General features: G+C 60.7%; 17 protein-coding genes. 14 read left to right on the top strand and 3 right to left on the bottom strand.

Annotation, left to right across the window (positions count from 1 at the left end; all coding sequences use genetic code 11):
• Positions 1 to 169: 169 nt before the first annotated feature.
• Genes purE through I2F59_RS01910 form a run of 3 tightly spaced genes read left to right on the top strand, consistent with a single transcriptional unit; the run spans position 170 to position 2,144 of the window.
• Positions 170 to 634 (top strand): 5-(carboxyamino)imidazole ribonucleotide mutase, encoded by a 465-nt coding sequence (purE, locus tag I2F59_RS01920; RefSeq protein WP_006235810.1) that lies wholly within the window; start codon positions 170 to 172, stop codon positions 632 to 634.
• Positions 635 to 669: 35 nt separating this feature from the next.
• Entirely contained in the window at positions 670 to 1,674 is a 1,005-nt protein-coding gene (locus I2F59_RS01915) for a class B sortase (RefSeq protein ID WP_195503079.1), read from the top strand.
• A 53-nt stretch (positions 1,675 to 1,727) separates the two neighbouring features.
• A complete protein-coding gene (locus tag I2F59_RS01910) occupies positions 1,728 to 2,144 on the top strand; it encodes a molybdenum cofactor biosynthesis protein MoaE (protein WP_229065276.1) in 417 nt (138 codons plus the stop codon).
• Between the two features lie 106 nt (positions 2,145 to 2,250).
• Here I2F59_RS01910 and I2F59_RS01905 read toward each other — a convergent pair whose 3' ends face one another.
• Positions 2,251 to 3,480 (bottom strand): putative ABC transporter permease, encoded by a 1,230-nt coding sequence (locus I2F59_RS01905; RefSeq protein ID WP_195503077.1) that lies wholly within the window; start codon positions 3,478 to 3,480, stop codon positions 2,251 to 2,253.
• 296 nt (positions 3,481 to 3,776) lie between these two features.
• Here I2F59_RS01905 and I2F59_RS01900 point away from each other — a divergent pair, with 296 nt between their 5' ends.
• The 11 genes from I2F59_RS01900 to I2F59_RS01850 all read left to right on the top strand — a co-directional run bounded on the left by I2F59_RS01900 (position 3,777) and on the right by I2F59_RS01850 (position 13,893).
• The gene (locus I2F59_RS01900; protein ID WP_148331751.1) at positions 3,777 to 5,447 is read left to right on the top strand and encodes an amidophosphoribosyltransferase; all 1,671 of its coding nucleotides are present in this window, start codon (positions 3,777 to 3,779) and stop codon (positions 5,445 to 5,447) included.
• 156 nt (positions 5,448 to 5,603) lie between these two features.
• Complete coding sequence (gene purM, locus I2F59_RS01895; protein WP_195503076.1) at positions 5,604 to 6,707, top strand: phosphoribosylformylglycinamidine cyclo-ligase; 1,104 nt, start codon at positions 5,604 to 5,606, stop codon at positions 6,705 to 6,707.
• A complete protein-coding gene (purN, locus tag I2F59_RS01890) occupies positions 6,697 to 7,398 on the top strand; it encodes a phosphoribosylglycinamide formyltransferase (protein WP_195503075.1) in 702 nt (233 codons plus the stop codon). Before purM ends, purN begins: the two co-directional genes overlap by 11 nt.
• Positions 7,399 to 7,550: 152 nt before the next feature.
• Complete coding sequence (locus I2F59_RS01885) at positions 7,551 to 8,015, top strand: PTS sugar transporter subunit IIA (protein WP_195444024.1); 465 nt, start codon at positions 7,551 to 7,553, stop codon at positions 8,013 to 8,015.
• 170 nt (positions 8,016 to 8,185) lie between these two features.
• Positions 8,186 to 9,406: a peptidylprolyl isomerase gene (locus I2F59_RS01880; RefSeq protein ID WP_195503074.1), complete on the top strand. Its 1,221-nt coding sequence runs from the start codon at positions 8,186 to 8,188 to the stop codon at positions 9,404 to 9,406.
• Between the two features lie 54 nt (positions 9,407 to 9,460).
• A complete protein-coding gene (locus tag I2F59_RS01875; RefSeq protein WP_006235801.1) occupies positions 9,461 to 9,904 on the top strand; it encodes a GatB/YqeY domain-containing protein in 444 nt (147 codons plus the stop codon).
• A gap of 287 nt (positions 9,905 to 10,191) precedes the next feature.
• Positions 10,192 to 10,923, top strand: a complete 732-nt coding sequence (locus tag I2F59_RS01870) for an amino acid ABC transporter ATP-binding protein (protein ID WP_022094215.1) — start codon at positions 10,192 to 10,194, stop codon at positions 10,921 to 10,923.
• Between the two features lie 8 nt (positions 10,924 to 10,931).
• Positions 10,932 to 11,807 (top strand): transporter substrate-binding domain-containing protein, encoded by an 876-nt coding sequence (locus tag I2F59_RS01865; RefSeq protein ID WP_082421815.1) that lies wholly within the window; start codon positions 10,932 to 10,934, stop codon positions 11,805 to 11,807.
• Positions 11,808 to 11,832: 25 nt separating this feature from the next.
• Positions 11,833 to 12,579, top strand: a complete 747-nt coding sequence (locus tag I2F59_RS01860; RefSeq protein ID WP_055285380.1) for an amino acid ABC transporter permease — start codon at positions 11,833 to 11,835, stop codon at positions 12,577 to 12,579.
• A gap of 3 nt (positions 12,580 to 12,582) precedes the next feature.
• Positions 12,583 to 13,221, top strand: coding sequence for an amino acid ABC transporter permease (locus I2F59_RS01855; RefSeq protein ID WP_006235796.1), 639 nt, complete (start codon positions 12,583 to 12,585; stop codon positions 13,219 to 13,221).
• A gap of 48 nt (positions 13,222 to 13,269) precedes the next feature.
• A complete protein-coding gene (locus tag I2F59_RS01850) occupies positions 13,270 to 13,893 on the top strand; it encodes a cytidylate kinase-like family protein (protein ID WP_195503073.1) in 624 nt (207 codons plus the stop codon).
• 126 nt (positions 13,894 to 14,019) lie between these two features.
• On the opposite strand, the gene gltA is transcribed toward I2F59_RS01850, so the two are convergent.
• Both gltA and I2F59_RS01840 read right to left on the bottom strand, forming a co-directional pair.
• A complete protein-coding gene (gltA, locus tag I2F59_RS01845) occupies positions 14,020 to 15,429 on the bottom strand; it encodes an NADPH-dependent glutamate synthase (protein ID WP_006235794.1) in 1,410 nt (469 codons plus the stop codon).
• Positions 15,420 to 16,259: a sulfide/dihydroorotate dehydrogenase-like FAD/NAD-binding protein gene (locus I2F59_RS01840; RefSeq protein WP_006235793.1), complete on the bottom strand. Its 840-nt coding sequence runs from the start codon at positions 16,257 to 16,259 to the stop codon at positions 15,420 to 15,422. Before I2F59_RS01840 ends, gltA begins: the two co-directional genes overlap by 10 nt.
• Between the last annotated feature and the right edge of the window lie 16 nt (positions 16,260 to 16,275).

The following is a 16,275-nucleotide window of genomic DNA, read 5'->3' as shown; positions in this document are numbered from 1 at the left end:
GGGACAGGCTTTATCTGAACGACTTTGCAAAGCAACCGGAGTGAAGATAAAGCCTGGCCCGCCCGCAAAGCACCACGCAGACCGCAGGGACGGGAGCAGCTATACTACTCTCAGTAGTTAAGGGTCGCGGATTGGCCGCGTCACCGCTCTCAACAGGAGGTCTTTGTTTATGGCAGATCAAAAGCCGGTTGTCGGGATTATCATGGGCTCCAAGTCCGATCTGGGCGTTATGGAAGGCTGCACCGCCGAGCTCGAGGCGCTTGGTGTGCCCTATGAGCTCGTCATTGCGAGTGCACACCGCACGCCGGCGAAGGTCCACGAGTGGGCCTCGACTGCTGCCGATCGCGGTATCAAGGTGATTATCGCCGCCGCCGGCAAGGCCGCTCACCTGGGTGGTGTCGTGGCTGCCTTTACGCCGCTGCCGGTCATCGGCGTGCCTATGAAGACGAGTGACCTGGGCGGCATGGATTCGCTGCTGTCGATGGTGCAGATGCCTTCGGGCGTGCCCGTGGCCTGCGTTGCCATCAACGGCGCCAAGAACGCCGCCATCTACGCCACGCAGATTCTGGGCGCTTGCGACCCCGAGTACCGCAAGGTTATCGAGAAGATGAAGCAGGAGATGGCCGACGCCTAGGCGTTCCGCCGTTTCACCGCAGTATAAGGAGAGCCATGTCCGACTATCAGGGAAAACGATTCAAGGCTTCTCAGATTCCCGATCCGTCGAAGCCGGGTGCTGCCCATGCGGCACAGCAGGGTCGGACATCCTCTCCTCAGCAGCCGCGCGCGCCGCGTCCCGTAACGCCGATGTCCCATCATCGCCAGGATACGCCGGCTGCATATCGCCCTTCGTCGTATGATACGGCCAAGAAAGAATCGCGTTCTACGAAACAGTCGGGCGCTGCTCCGTCGAGCTATACCGAGCCGCCGCGCAAAAAGCGCCGCTCCGTTATCCCCATCTTGCTCATCATTATTGGCATCGGCCTAATCGTTGCTGCTGCCGCCATCTTTATCAACGCCCAGATTGGCTACAAGCAGGCGAGCGAGTCGTATCAAAAGATCGAAAAACAATATGTGAGCGACAAGGACGCCAGCGGCGTGCCGATTATCGACTTTGATGCACTTGCCCAGACGAATCCCGAGGTTGTGGGTTGGATTTATGCGCCCGGCACCAACATCAACTATCCCGTCGTGCAGACCAACAACAACTCCAAATACCTCAACACGCTGTTTGACGGTACGGCTAACGCGTCCGGTGCCATCTTCTTGGATAGCGACGACACCGCGCCGGGCATGGTGGATCAGCAGACCACGATCTACGGCCACCATATGAACGATGGGTCGATGTTCAACGTGATTTCGGACACCACCGACCAAGCGACGTTCGATAGCATCGAGTACGTGTATTACATCACGCGCGATGCAACGTATAAGCTGCGTCCGCTGGCGACCAAGGTGGTCGAGGACACGTATGCCAAGGCGCGCACGCCCAACTTTGAGGGCGATGACGGACTGAAGAATTATCTGTCCGAGATGCTCGACGGTGCCTCTGCCGTGGCGAGCGATGCCACCGATCGTGCCGCTTCGGCAACCAAGGTCGTAACGCTTGTGACCTGCCGTTCGCTGTCATTTAGCAATACGCGCGCCGTCATGGTGCTCACGCCGGTCGAGGAATAAAGTGTCCGGGCCCCGTCCCAAAAAGACTACCCTGGAAATCAAAAGGAGAAATGATGCTTGAGAACGGCAAATCGATGCCTTCGGTTGATGCTTGGCTGCGCGAAGCCAAGGCCGATGTTTCGGCGGCTGATTGTGGGATGTACCTGACACACAACGGCGTGGTGCGCGCGACGCCCAAGGCCGAAGCGCGCGGAGTCGAGACCGATGGCGTGGCGCCAGGCCACAAGGTGGGCGGCATGGTGTTTGGCTTCGATGCCGAAAAGGTGCAGGCCGCTATCGAGGCGACGCGCACGATGCCGGGTATCGGCTATGTGCGCGTGTGGCTGGCGAGCGGCGAGCTTACCGTGGGCGACGACATCATGCTCGTGCTCATTGGCGGAGACATTCGCCCGCATGTGGTCGATGCGCTGCAGTCGCTCGTCGGCACCATCAAGAACGAGTGCGTGAGCGAGGTCGAGCGCGAGGCGTAAGGCCTCGTCGGCAATCCGAGTCTGTCTATAGCGAAAGCCCGCCGGCAGTTCATGTAGATCTGCCAGCGGGCTTTGATGTGTTGGAGCTATTTTGCTCGGGCGTTTGCTACACGCGTGTGGCGTCCTTGGGGCTCATGGTCATACTCTGAAAACGGTTCTCCATATATTCGTTATCGAAATGCTTGTCATAGAACTGTGCGACGGGAATATTTCGAATGGTTCCGTTGACGCGCTGATACCAATAGTCGAGCGATTGCAACGTCATGACGCCGTCGATCAACATGACGGCGGTCAGGATGACGGTAGCAGAGTAGCGGCGTTTCCATGGAATCATATTGATGAGCTTAAGCAGGCGCGGCAGCAAGACCTTGATCCAGATGAGGCCACCCAGGCCCCACATGCAGGCAAACGGCGTGCATGTGCGTCCCCCGGTCAATACCGCGATGGGATCGGGCATGCCGAATAGCCTAATGTGTGAATAGCTCCACGACACCACGCCAAATGAGGTCTGCATAAACCAGCCTACAAACACCTCGAAAGCGCCGCCGATCAGGGCACTTACCAGGAAAATGATCAGAGGATTCTTTTTATAGAAGCGGTTGAGCGCCATGGTCATGAGCACCGCGCCAAATCCGTAGATGGGGCTAAAGGGGCCAAATAGCATACCGGCACGGTCCTGATAGACGCCGGGATCGACGACGACCATATGCCAGACTTCCTCGAGAATGAGACCTAACACGCTGCAGACGAAGAATACCCAGAACAGGTTGAAGTAGTTGAGCTTGATGTAGCCCTCGCCGGTTTCGTCGCGGCCGAGCATCCCCTCGGCGGCGGCATCGCGGTCGAGCATCTCTTGCAGACGGCGCTGCAGTTCGCGCTCCTGGCGTAGCGTGGGGTCGACGGTGGCCGACAGCGCAATGAGGATGACAAGCTGGACGGCGGGGCGCAGCAGGAAGGGTCCGATGCCCTGGAGCATCACGTCAACTAAAAGCTCCACGACGGTAAATGCGATGAGGACGTAAGACAGGCGGGCGGCATTGCGCCGCTGGTCCTTGATGAGGTCCAGGCCAAAGACGATCAAGATGATCGCGCTTGCCGCCGAGAGCATAATGCCGGCGACGATAAGGCCAACCGCGACCAGGGTGTTATCACCGAGCTTAGCGGCGACGTTGCCGTTAATGAGTGCGGTGATGACCTGCCACATAAAGACGGCGACTGACGGGAGCGTGCCCACGCCAGATAGGGTGCACAGGACTGCGTAGACCTTGATGATAAGGGGGATCTTCTTGGCCTCCGTGGTGCTGGGGACACTGGGGTCGAGTTGATTTCGATCCATACGCTACCTTTCTCGTCTTGTAGTAGCCTACAAGGATACGCCGACGACCAGCTAAAAGACAGGACGAACGTCCCAATTGCAACAATGTAGCCCCTAGCGCGGGCGAGACACGGCGCACGGGAAGTCTTCGAGGCCGTTGCCCCTGAGAGTGGACTACCCAATAAAATGTTTGGTCGCAAAACGGATAATAAGCTCGGTGGGCTTTTAAAAAGCGCTGCTCATGCGCGGGGGAGCGCGTCGCGCCGTGCGTATAATAAGGCGGGTAACGCCAAAATACGAGGCTCTGAGGGGATGCCATGTCTCAAGAAACCATCCGCGCGGCCGAGCGTGCCGCGGGACAGGTGAACGCCATGTCGACGTATGATCCGGACTCTGACCAGCTGCATGAGGAATGCGGCGTTTTTGGTGTCTGGGCGCCCGATCGCGACGTGGCTCGACTGACGTACTTTGGCCTGCGTGCACTGCAGCATCGCGGCCAAGAATCGGCGGGAATCGCCGTTGGTGACGGCGGTACGGTTATGGTCCGCAAGGATCTGGGACTGCTCGACCGCGTGTTCTCCAATGCCGACTTGTCGACGCTCTCCGGTCAGCTGGCCGTGGGTCATGTGCGCTACGGCACCGCCGGCGCCAAGAGCTGGGAAGCCTCTCAGCCGCACCTCTCTACCATCAATAGCGTCATTATCGCGCTCGCGCACAACGGCACCCTCGTCAACACCGACGAGCTGCGTCGCCAGCTGATCGAGCTGGGCGTACCGTTCCTCTCCAACTCGGATTCCGAGGTCGCGACCAAACTCATCGGCTACTTTACTCAGCGTACTGGCCATCTGCGCGAGGGCATTCGCAAGACCATGGAGCTCGTGCGCGGCGGCTACGCCATGACGCTCATCAACGAGCAGGCGCTCTACGCATTCCGCGATCCGCACGGCATTCGCCCGCTCGTGCTGGGCAAGCTGGTGGATGAGGGCCTGGACCAGGCCGATGCCGCATCCGTTTCGCAGCTGCCGTCGCAGGACGGCGCCGCGACGGTCGACGCCACCACCCATGTCACGCGCGCCGGCGGCTGGGTCGTTGCCTCCGAGACCTGCGCGCTCGATATCGTGGGCGCCGAGTACGTCCGCGACGTCCGTCCCGGTGAGATTTTGCGCATCAGCGCCGAGGGCCTTGTGTCCGAGCAGGGCGTGCCTGCCGCCGAAGAGCCTGCTAACTGCATTTTTGAGCAGGTCTACTTTGCTCGCCCCGATTCCATCATGAACGGCAAGAGCGTCTACGCCTGCCGTTATGACATGGGTCGTCAGCTGGCACATGAGGAGCCCGTCGAGGCCGACCTGGTCATCGGCGTGCCCGACTCCGGCCTGCCGCCCGCGGAGGGCTATTCGCACGAGAGTGGCATTCCCTTTGGCGAGGGCCTCATCAAGAACCGCTATGTGGGCCGTACGTTTATCGAGCCTACGCAGGAGCTGCGTGCCATGGGCGTGCGTATGAAGCTCAACCCGCTGCGTGACAACATCGAGGGCAAGCGCCTGGTCGTCATCGACGACTCCATCGTGCGCGGCACCACCATGGTGCAGCTCGTCAAGATGCTGCGCAACGCCGGCGCCAAGGAGATTCATATCCGCATCAACTCGCCCGAGGTCATCTGGCCGTGCTTCTACGGTATCGATACCGACGTGCAGTCGCAGCTTATCAGCGCCAACAAGACGGTCGACGAGATTTGCGAGTATATCGGCGCCGATTCGCTGGCCTTCCTTTCGGTCGAGGGCCTGCTTAAGGTCATGCCCAAGGGCGGTTACTGCGATGCGTGCTTTACCGGCCGCTACCCCGTGGCGATTCCCGAGAGCTTTGGCCGCGACAAGTTCATGGAGGGCTTTAAGCCCCGCAACCTGGACAAGCCGCTGCACTTTGATGACGACGCCGTGGTCGAGAAATACGACGATCGCAGCTGGGAAGAGGAACACGGCGAGGCCTAAAACCTGCCAAAAAGGGACAGGTTTATTTTGGTAGGTTTTACCTGCTGTTTTGTTGATATGACGGCGCGCGTTGTTATGGCGCGCGCCGAAATGAACGCAACTATGAGCACCGTTTGGCGCCCGGGCGGCGGACGGTAGTGGGAGAGGAAGGCTCAGATGAGCGACAGCAAGCATGTGACGTATGAGGATGCCGGCGTCGATACCGCCGAGGGCGGCCGCGCCGTTGACGCTATTAAGCAGATGGTTAAGGACACCAACCGTCCCGAGGTCATCGGCGGCATCGGTGGCTTTGGTGGCCTGTTCTCGGCTGCCGCGCTTAAGGATATGGAAGACCCGATTCTGATTAGCGGTACCGACGGCGTGGGCACCAAGCTCGTGCTCGCCCAGATCATGGGCCGTCACGAGACGGTGGGCCAGGACCTGGTTGCTATGTGCGTCAACGACATTCTGGCTTCGGGTGCCGAGCCGCTGTTCTTCCTGGACTACGTTGCCATCGGCCACATCGAGGCCGAGCACATGGCAAAGATCATCAAGGGTGTGGCCGACGGCTGCAAGCTCGCGGGCTGCGCGCTCGTGGGCGGCGAGATGGCCGAGCACCCCGGCGTCATGGCTCCTGCCGACTACGACCTTGCCGGATTTACCGTGGGCGTCGTCGACCGTCCCAAGATGCTCGACCCTGCGAACGTCCGCCCCGGCGACGTGATCCTGGGCCTGCCTTCCACCGGCGTGCACTCCAACGGCTACTCGCTCGTGCGTAAGGTCATTGACGTCGACGGTATTAAGCCGGGCACGCCCGAGGCCGCCGCTAAGGCCGAGGAGCTGAGCCGTCCGCTCGAGGAACTCGGCGGCGCATCGCTGGCAGACGCCCTGTTGGCCCCCACGCGCATCTATGTCAAGCCGATTCTGGAGCTGCTGCGCGGTGGCGCTCCGGTGCACGCCATCGCCCACATCACCGGCGGCGGCATCACCGAGAACCTCAACCGCGCGCTCGCCGACGACGTCGACGCCGTGGTCACCCGCAACGGCGCCGAGATGGGTTGGGACGTTCCGCCCGTCATCACCTACGTGTCGCGCCAGGCCGAGCTCGCGCCCAACGAGGCATGCAAGACCTTCAACATGGGCGTTGGCCTGTGCCTGATCGTCGCCCCCGAGGACGAGGCTGCCGTGACCGAGGCCCTGGTCGCGCTGGGCGAGAAGCCGTTCCGCGTGGGCGAGTGCGTCGAGGGCTCCGGTAAGGTCGTGTACTCCGATGAGCGCTAACGAGCAGATGGCTGCTGCCGCGAGCCTGGGCTTTGTGCCCTACACCCGTCCGACCGGCACCGATACGGCCGAGCCGCTCAAGATCGGTGTGCTCATCAGCGGTTCGGGTACCAACCTGCAGGCGCTGATCGATTTGATCGCCGCCGGCAAGCTCAACGCTTCGATTGAGCTTGTGGTGTCGAGCCGTCCTTCGGCTAAGGGTTTGCAGCGCGCTGAGCGCGCGGGCATCCAGACGCTCACGCTGTCCAAGGATGTCTATGCCGACCCCATCGCCGCCGACGAGATCATCGCGCACGAGCTGCTCGAGCGCGGCTGCGAATATGTGGTCATGGCCGGTTACATGCGCATGGTGCACACGCCGCTGCTGGCGGCGTTTCCCAACCGCGTGGTCAACTTGCATCCGGCACTGCTGCCGAGCTTTACCGGCGCGCATGCGATCGACGATGCCTTTGCGCGCGGCGTCAAGGTAACCGGTGTGACCGTGCACTTTGCCAACGAGATCTACGACAACGGCCCCATCATCGCCCAGCGCGCGCTGGCTGTCGAGGAAGGTTGGGATGTCGACACGCTCGAGGAGCACATCCACGCGATTGAGCACGTGCTGTATCCCGAGGTCGTGCAAATGCTCGCCGACGGCCGTGTTCACGTGCTGGAGGGCGGCAAGGTCGCAATTGACGCGCCTCGCGGCTAGCGGCGCACAGTACAATTTAGCCGAGTAGTCAGGGTGGTCATTGGCGCCAAGGCGCGCGTGGCCACCCTTTGTTTTGGGTAGTCACCTGCGACGTTCTTTAACGACTGGTCATTCAAGAACGTCGCAGGTGACTAGATGAGAGAGGTGAGCGCATGGCGGATAACGAAGCGCTGTTTACGCCTGAGCTGGTGTTTTTTGATTGGGAGTGTGCGACGCCGGATGAGGTGTTCGCGCGGCTTGAGGGCGAGCTTGCACCACATGGCTACATTGCATCCGGTTGGCTCGATGCCGTCCGCACGCGCGAGGATGCCTATCCCACGGGTCTCGCTATGCCGGCGGCAAACATTGCCATTCCGCATACCGATCCGGGGTTTGTGGCCAAGCCCTATATCGCGGTGGTGAAGCCCGCCGCGCCCGTGACATTTAACGCTATGGCTGGCATGGGCGCTCCGGTGCCGGCGCAGATCGTCATCAATCTGGGCATCGCCGAGCCGGGCGGCCAGGTCGAGGCCCTGCAGGCACTCATGAACATCTTTATGGGCGCCGATGCCGCAGCCGACGTGCTCGGCCAGACCACGCCCCAGGGCATGGTCGACGCCATCCGCCGCCACTTCTAAGGTGGGGCTGAGTCGGCACTTGGGGACTGTCCCTAACTGCCGGCTGCCAGAGCTGTCCCCTTTGCACCAAAATGGTGCAGATTAATCTGTCCCCAATGCACCAAGCGTGCCGCGGGGGCTGCGTTGTGACACAATGGCGTTTGTTCGATTCGTTATGCGAAAGGCCAACTATGGCAAATAAGAAAAAGAACTCCGAGGCCGCGCCGACGCCCGAGCAGCAGGCCCGCGCTGCCTCCAGCTCTCGCAAGAAGCAGCGCAAGACGTACGTGTCTAAGACCGTCAAGATCGTTCTGGTGGTCATCGGCGTGCTGGCGATGCTGCTTTCCGTCTCGGCGATGGCGTGCTCCGGCCTTATGTCGCAGGCTGAGGACACCTCGGGCTACAAGCTGACCGGCGGTGTTGCTGCCACTATCAACGGCACCAACCTTACCGAGGACACCGTGACCAAGCAGATCATGAGCATGCGCACGTCCTACGGCTACACCAAGGATGAGGATTGGGCGCAGTATCTGGTTGACAACGACCTCACGCCCAAGAAGTACCGCAAGCAACTCATCGACTCCTACACGCAGCAGATTCTGCTTCAACAGGCACAGAAGGAGAACGGCGTGACGGTGTCGGACGAGGAGGTCGAGAAGGCTTGGAAGGACGCGTGCAAGAGCGCGGGCGGAGCCAAGGCCTTTAAGAAGACCCTCAAGACCTACGGCTATACCGAGGACACCTACAAGGACTCGCTCAAGGAGAGTCTGGCGCAACAGAAACTCAAGGATGCCGTCGCGCCCACGAGCAAGCCCAAGGACAGCGAGATTGTCGATTACATCAACGAAAATCTGTCCAGCTACAACGACGCCCGCCGCTCGTCGAACATCCTGATCAAGGTTGATTCCGACGCTTCCGACGAGGACAAGGCTGCCGCCAAGGCCAAGGCGCAGGAGTGCCTGGACAAGATCAACTCCGGTGAGCTGAGCTTTGAGGACGCCGTTGAGCAGTACTCCGAGGACACCGGTTCCAAGGAGAAGAAGGGCGATGTGGGCTGGGATAAGCTCACCACCTTTGTCGACAGCTACCAGACGGCGCTCGAGGGACTCAACAAGGGCGACGTGAGCGAAGTCGTCGAGTCGACCTATGGCTACCACATCATCAAGTGCACCGACTACTTCCATGTCGATAATCAGGTTGATGACATCAACCAGGTGCCTAAGGACATCAAAAAGTACGTCTCCAACGTGGTGAAGACGCAGGCGGCCAGCACCGCGTACAGCGAGTGGCTGGAGCAGTACAAGAAGGATGCCGACATCACCGTCAACCCCATGCCCAAAGACGTACCCTATAACGTGAGTCTGAAGGGTGTCACCAAGAGTTCGACCGACGATTCGTCGACGACTGAGTAATCATGGGGCGGTGCTCGCGCGAGTGCCGCCCACACTATTGAGGAGGATTTGCAGATGACCAACGAAGAGCTGCAGAAGGAAATGATTGCGGCCATGAAGGCCAAGGACAAGGTTCGCCTGTCCATCATTCGACAGGTTAAGGCCGAGGTGAAGAATATCGAGGTCAATGAGCGCCGCGATGTGACCGAGGAAGACGTCAACAGCATGATCAAGCGTCTGATCAAGCAGACGAGCGAGACGCTGGAGATGTCCATCAAGGCCGGCACCGACCAGGAGCGTACCGACAACCTGACCGAGCAGGTCAAGATTCTGGAGAGCCTGCTGCCCGCGCAGGTTTCGGGCGAGGAGCTCGAGGCCCTGATCGAGCAGGTTATCGCCGAGCTGGGCGCCACGTCCAAGAAGCAGATGGGCCAGGTTATGGGCGCACTCGGCAAGGCCACCGGTGGCAACTTCGATAAGCCGGCCGCGGCAAAGATCGTCGGAGCCAAACTCGCGTAGGGGCCGAGCGGTACATAGTTGATGTTTAGGGGGGGCGTGGCCGTCATGGTCGCGCCCCTTTTTGCTGGGCTGGGCACTCATTGGGGACAGGCTTAAATGAGTGCCCGGGCTACGCTCATTGGGGACGGGCTTAAATGAGTGCCCAATGAGCAGGTACTCATTTAAGTCTGTCCCCAATGACTAGGTGGAAGGTTGCGGGTTCTTTACGGGAATGTAGTGTGGGCTGCGGAAACGTGATTCTTTCCGTACAATAGTTCAACTCGTGTAAACGCAGGGAAGGGACATTCATGGCAGACATGATCGAGATCAAGCATCTCAACAAGTACTTTGGCGACCTGCATGTGCTCAAAGATATCAACCTCACCGTCAAACGCGGCGAGAAGCTCGTAATGATCGGGCCTTCCGGCTCGGGTAAATCGACGCTCATCCGTTGCGTCGATTATCTGGAGGAGCCCACGTCGGGCGAGGTTGTCATCGACGGTACGCCGCTCACCAAAAAGAATCACCTGGAGATGGCTCGCAAGTATAGTTCCATGGTGTTTCAGCAGTTCAACCTGTATCCCAACATGACGGTGCTGGGCAACCTGACGCTCGCGCCCATCAAACTGCAAAAGAAGAGCAAGGAGGAGGCGACCGAGATCGCCATCGCTGCGCTCAAGCGCGTCGGCATGGCACATAAGGCCGGCGAGTATCCGCAGAATCTCTCGGGTGGTCAGCAGCAGCGCATCGCCATCGCCCGTGCCCTGTGCACCAAGCAGCCTATCATCCTGTTTGACGAGCCGACCTCGGCACTCGACCCCGAGATGGTCCAGGAAGTCCTGGACGTTATGATTGAGCTCGCGCAGGAGGACATCACCATGATCTGCGTGACGCACGAGATGGGCTTTGCGCGCCAGGTGGCCGACCGCGTCATCTTTATGGAGGACGGCCGCATCCTGGAGGAGGGCACGCCCGAGCATTTCTTCGATAACCCCGAGAACCCGCGTTGCCGCGAGTTCCTGTCCAAGATTCTGCACTAGGCGCGGTGATGGACATGACGGATATGACGAGGGCGGCCGTGTCGCGCCGTCACTTTTTGCAGCTGGCGGGCGCCGGTATGCTTACGCTGACGGGGGCCGCGCTTACCGGTTGCGGCAACTCCACCAGCGGCGAGGGCTCCGACAAGGGGTCCAAGCTTGCGGCCATTAAGTCGCGCGGCCATCTGAATGCCGGCGTTAAGAAGGATGTTCCCGGCTACGGCTATTACGACACCGCCAAGGGCCGCTTTGAGGGCATGGAAGTCGATTTGTGCTACCAGATCGCCGCTGCCGTCTTTGGCGTGAGTTACAAGGAGGCCCGCGCCCAGGAGCTTGTCGAGTTTACCGACGTAACGCCCAAGACGCGCGGCCCGCTGATCGATAACGGCCAGCTCGACGTGGTCGCGGCGACCTACACCATCACCGACGAGCGCAAGAAGAGCTGGGATTTCTCGACGCCGTACCGTACCGACTACGTGGGACTTATGGTCAAGAAGCGTTCGGGCTTTACCTCGATTGAAGATCTGGATGGCAAGGTCATTGGTGTGAGCCAGGGTGCCACCACACAGGGCCTCATCGAGCAGATGATCAAGGACAACGGCTTTAGCTGCAAGCCCGAGTTTAGGGCCTTTAGTGGCTACCCCATCATCAAGAGCTCGCTCGACGCCGGCAATATCGACGTCTTCGCCATGGACCGCTCCACGCTGGCCGGTTACATGAACGAGACCGTTGAGCTGCTGCAGCCCGAGGTCAAGTTTGGCGAGCAGGGCTACGGCGTGGCGACCAAGAAAGGCTGCGACCTTTCGGCCGTGGTCGATCAGGTGATTTGCGATCGCCTGGCCGACGGTTGGCTCGACCAAGAGGTCAAGACCTGGGGTCTTGTATAGGCGCATCGTCCAAGGAAGGAATCAAATGCTCGAAGGATTATTTGACGCCGACCGTTGGTCGACGACATTTCAAAATATGGGGCCCTTCTGGGAGGGCTTTGGCGTGACGCTACAGGTGGTCGTTGCCGGTCTGCTGTTGTCGCTGGTGCTGGGCACGCTGCTGGGCGTGTTCTCTACCACTCGTTCGCGCGTGCTGCGCGCCATAAGCCGCGCGTACGTGGAGTTTTACCAGAACACCCCGTTGCCCGTACAGGTGCTCTTTATGTACATGGCCGGTCCGCAGTTTTTGCAGGCCATAACCGGTGCCGACCAGCCGGTGCGCATCGCTCCGTTCGTGCTGGGCTTCTTGGGCGTGGGCCTGTATCACGCGGCCTACATTTCGGAGGTCATCCGCACTGGTATCGAGGCGGTTCCGCGCGGTCAGATGGAGGCGGCCCAGAGCCAGGGCTTCACCCGTGCGCAGGCGTACTGGTACATCGTACTGCCCCAGACATTCAAGATCATTCTGCCGCCGCTGTGCAACCAGGCGCTCAATCTGGTCAAGAATACGTCGGTGCTGGCGCTTGTGGCCGGCGGCGACCTTATGTACCGTTCCGACAACTTTGTGAGTCTGTACGGCTACCTGCAGGGATACATCGTCTGCTGCCTTATGTACTTCATCATCTGCTTTCCGCTCGCCATGCTGGTGCAGTGGCTCGAGCGCCGCTCCAAGGAGCGTCCGCGCGGCGTGAGCCTGGCCGAGCTGGGGCTCGACAACGTAGAGGAGGCCTAGCGCATGGAAATCTTCAACGCGACCAACCTGCTCTACATTTGGGGCGGCTTTGTTAAGACGATCGAGATCTCGGCGCTGTCGATCTTTTTCTCGCTCATCTTTGGCACGGTGCTGGCGCTCGTTAAGAGCTATGCGCCCCGCCCGTTCCGTATTTTGGTGAGCGCCTATATCGAACTGTTCCGTTGCACGCCAAACCTGCTGTGGATCCTGTTTATCTACTTTACGGTGCAGGGTTTGGACATTGTGATTTCGACCATCGCCTTTACGCTGTTTACCAGCGCTGTTATGGCCGAGATTGTGCGCGGCGGCCTCAACTCGATTCCGCGCGGCCAGTTTGAGGCAGCGCAGAGCCAGGGCTTCGGCTTCTTTGCCACCATGCGCTACATCATTTTGCCGCAGACGTTTAAGACGATCATTCCGGCGCTGTTTAGCCAGTGCACGACCGTCATTAAGGACAGCTCGTATCTTTCGGGCATTAACGTGGCCGAGCTCATGTACACGGCAAACGTGGTGATGGCCCACGCGATCGACCTGTCGCAGGTGCTTATGCTCTACGGCCTGGTGTTTGCGATGTACTTTGTGCTCAACTTTGGTATCTCGCTGCTGGTTCGCGCATATCAGAGGCGAATGGTGGCAGCGTAGAATGTGGCAAAGGGACAGCCCCTTTGTCACATAGAGAAAGGAATCGCGATGAGCGATCTGGAGAATAAGAAGAATCCTGTGGTCATTACCATCGCGCGCGACTTTGGCGCCGAGGGCCACGAGATTGGCCGCATGCTTGCCGACGAGTTGGGGATTCCGCTGTACGATAACGAGCTGCTGGTACGTGCGTCGCTGCGCGCGGGCGACTCGCTCGATAAGATGGCCGCCTATGATGAGCGTCTGGCCGTGGAGAACATGGCGTTTCTGCCCGACCGCTACGATGCGCGTTCGTACTCGGATAAGTTGTTCCAAAAGATGAGCCAGGTGATTTTGGATCTGGGCGAGACCGAGAGCTGCATTATCGAAGGCCGTCTGTCCGATTACCTGCTGCGCAACAACCCCAGCCACATTGCCGTGTTGGTGACCGCACCCTTTGAGGACCGCGTCGAGATTGTGCGCAAGAAGCGTGGCCTTAACAAAAAGAAGGGCGCCAAGCTGGTCAAACAGCAGCAGAAGGCGCGCGAGGCGTTCTATAAGCGCTATAGCGCCGGCAAGTGGAAGATGACGAGCGGCAAGGACATCGTCGTCAACCGCGCCAAGCTGGGCCGCGAAGGCTGCAAGGACGTCATCGCCGCAGCCTACCGCTACAAGGTGGCGCAGCTCGAAGGCTAGCCGACCAAAACCACCGCAAGGGGGACAGGCACCTTTGCGGTGGTAGGGCGGTCGGTATAGAAAAAGTCCCCGCCGGGCGTGTGCTCGACGGGGACTTTGCCGTTTGGTGGCTAGTGCTGTAGGTGATTACTCGCCCAACAGGCTCTTGGTGATGGAAGCGGCGGCCTTCTTGCCGGCGCCCATCGCCAGAATGACCGTAGCGGCACCGGTGACGATGTCGCCGCCAGCCCAGATGCGGGGATCGGTGGTCTGGCCGGTCTCCTCGTCGGCGACGATGTAGCCCCACTTGTTGAGCTCCATCTTGCCGCCGATCTTCTTTGCGAAGGGGTTGGCGTTGGTGCCGATAGCCGAAATAGCGACGTCGCAGGGGATCTCCTCGATGGCGCCCTCGATGGGCACCGGGCGACGACGGCCGGACTCGTCGGGCTCGCCGAGTTCCATCTTCTGGACCTTGACGGCGCACACGGAGCCGTCCTCGCCAGCGACAAACTCGAGCGGGGAGACGAGCGGCAGAACCTCGACGCCTTCGGCCTTAGCATGGTGCAGCTCGGCGCGACGGCAGGGCATCTCGTCCTCGGTACGACGGTAGGCGATGATGGCATGCTCGGCGCCCAGGCGCTTGGCAGTACGGACGGCGTCCATAGCCACGTTGCCGCCGCCAAAGACGACGACGTTCTTGCCGTGCTTGGTGGGGGTGTCGTACTCGGGGAACTTGTTGGCCTTCATCAGGTTCACGCGGGTGAGGTACTCGTTCGCGAAGAAGACGTTGGGCAGGTTCTCGCCGGGGACGTTGAGGAACTTGGGCAGGCCGGCGCCGGTCGCCACGTAGATGGCGTCGAAGCCCTGCTCGAACAGCTCCTCGGCCGTGGCCATGTTGCCCACGACGGAGTTGTACTCAAACTTGACGCCCATATCCTCCAGGCCGTCAATCTCGCGCTTGACGACTGCCTTGGGCAGACGGAACTCGGGGATGCCGTAGACCAGCACGCCGCCGCCGGTGAAGAAGGCCTCAAAGACGGTGACGTCAAAGCCGTTGCGGGCGAGCTCGCCGGCGCAGGTGATGCCGGACGGGCCGGAGCCGACGACGGCGACCTTCTTGCCGTTCTTGGGGGCCATCTTGGGCGTGGAGGCGAGCTCGGGGCGGTCACCCAGGAAGCGCTCGAGCTGGCCGATGGCCACGGGCTCGGACTTCTTACCGCGGATGCACTTGCCCTCGCACTGGTTCTCCTGCGGGCAGACGCGGCCGCAGATGGCGGGAAGCATGGAGTCCTCGCGGATGGTATCGAGGGCGCCGCCGAAGTCCTTCTCGCGGATCTGCTCGATAAAGCGGGGGATGTTGATGTTGACGGGGCAGCCCTCAACACAGAACGGCTTCTTGCAGTTGAGACAGCGCTCGGCCTCGGCCAGCGCCATCTCCTCGGTGAAGCCCTTGTCGACGGGGCGGAAGTCGCAGGCGCGCTCGGCAGCCGGCTCCTCGTTATCGGGGGTGCGGGGCGACTTCATATCGGCAACGAAACGACCGTTAACTAGTGGCATGCGCAGCTCTTTTCCTCATAGGCCTTGAGGGACTCGCCCTCTTCGGAACGGTAAGCGGCCTGGCGGGCACGAAGGTCATCCCAGTCGACCAGGGTGGCATCGAAGTCGGGGCCGTCGACGCAAGCGAACTTGGTCACGCCGCCCACCTCGACGCGGCAGCAGCCGCACATGCCGGTGCCGTCAACCATGATAGGGTTGAGGGACGCGGTGATGGGGGTGTCGTACTTCTGGGCGGTGAGGGTCGAGAACTTCATCATCGGAACGGGGCCGACGCAGAAGACCTGGCTCACGGCCTTGTCCTGCAGCAGACGCTCCAGCGGAGCGGTGACAACGCCCTGTTCGCCGTAGGAGCCGTCGTCGGTGGTGATGTGGATGTGGTCCTCGTCGAGGAGCTCGCGGAACTGGTCCTCCATGAGCAGGAGGTCCTTGGTGCGGGCGCCCATGATGGCGTGAACTTCGTGACCGGTCTCGACCAGGTGCTTGGCGACCGGGAAGGCAATTGCCAGGCCGACGCCGCCGCCAATGACGGCGCAGGGGCCCTCGGCCATCTCGGTGGGAACGCCCAGCGGGCCTACGACGTCGCGCAGCGACTCGCCGGCCTCGTAGGTGGACAGCATCTCGGTGGTCTTGCCGATCACCATGAAGATGAACTCGACCCAGCCCTCGTCACCGTTCCAGCCGGCCAGGGTAAACGGGACGCGCTCGCCCGTCTCGTTGGCGCGAACCATGAGGAACTGTCCAGCGTGCGCATGCTTGGCGATTGCGGGCGCCTCGATGCGGAACTTGAACACCTTCTCCGAGAACTGCGTCTTCTCCAGGATCTTATACATAGAACCCCTCTCTTGT

The sequence above is a fragment of the Collinsella aerofaciens genome, assembly GCF_015556945.1.
Classification (GTDB): Bacteria; Actinomycetota; Coriobacteriia; order Coriobacteriales; family Coriobacteriaceae; genus Collinsella; species Collinsella aerofaciens_AO.
This window is presented reverse-complemented; position numbering and strand designations above follow the sequence as displayed.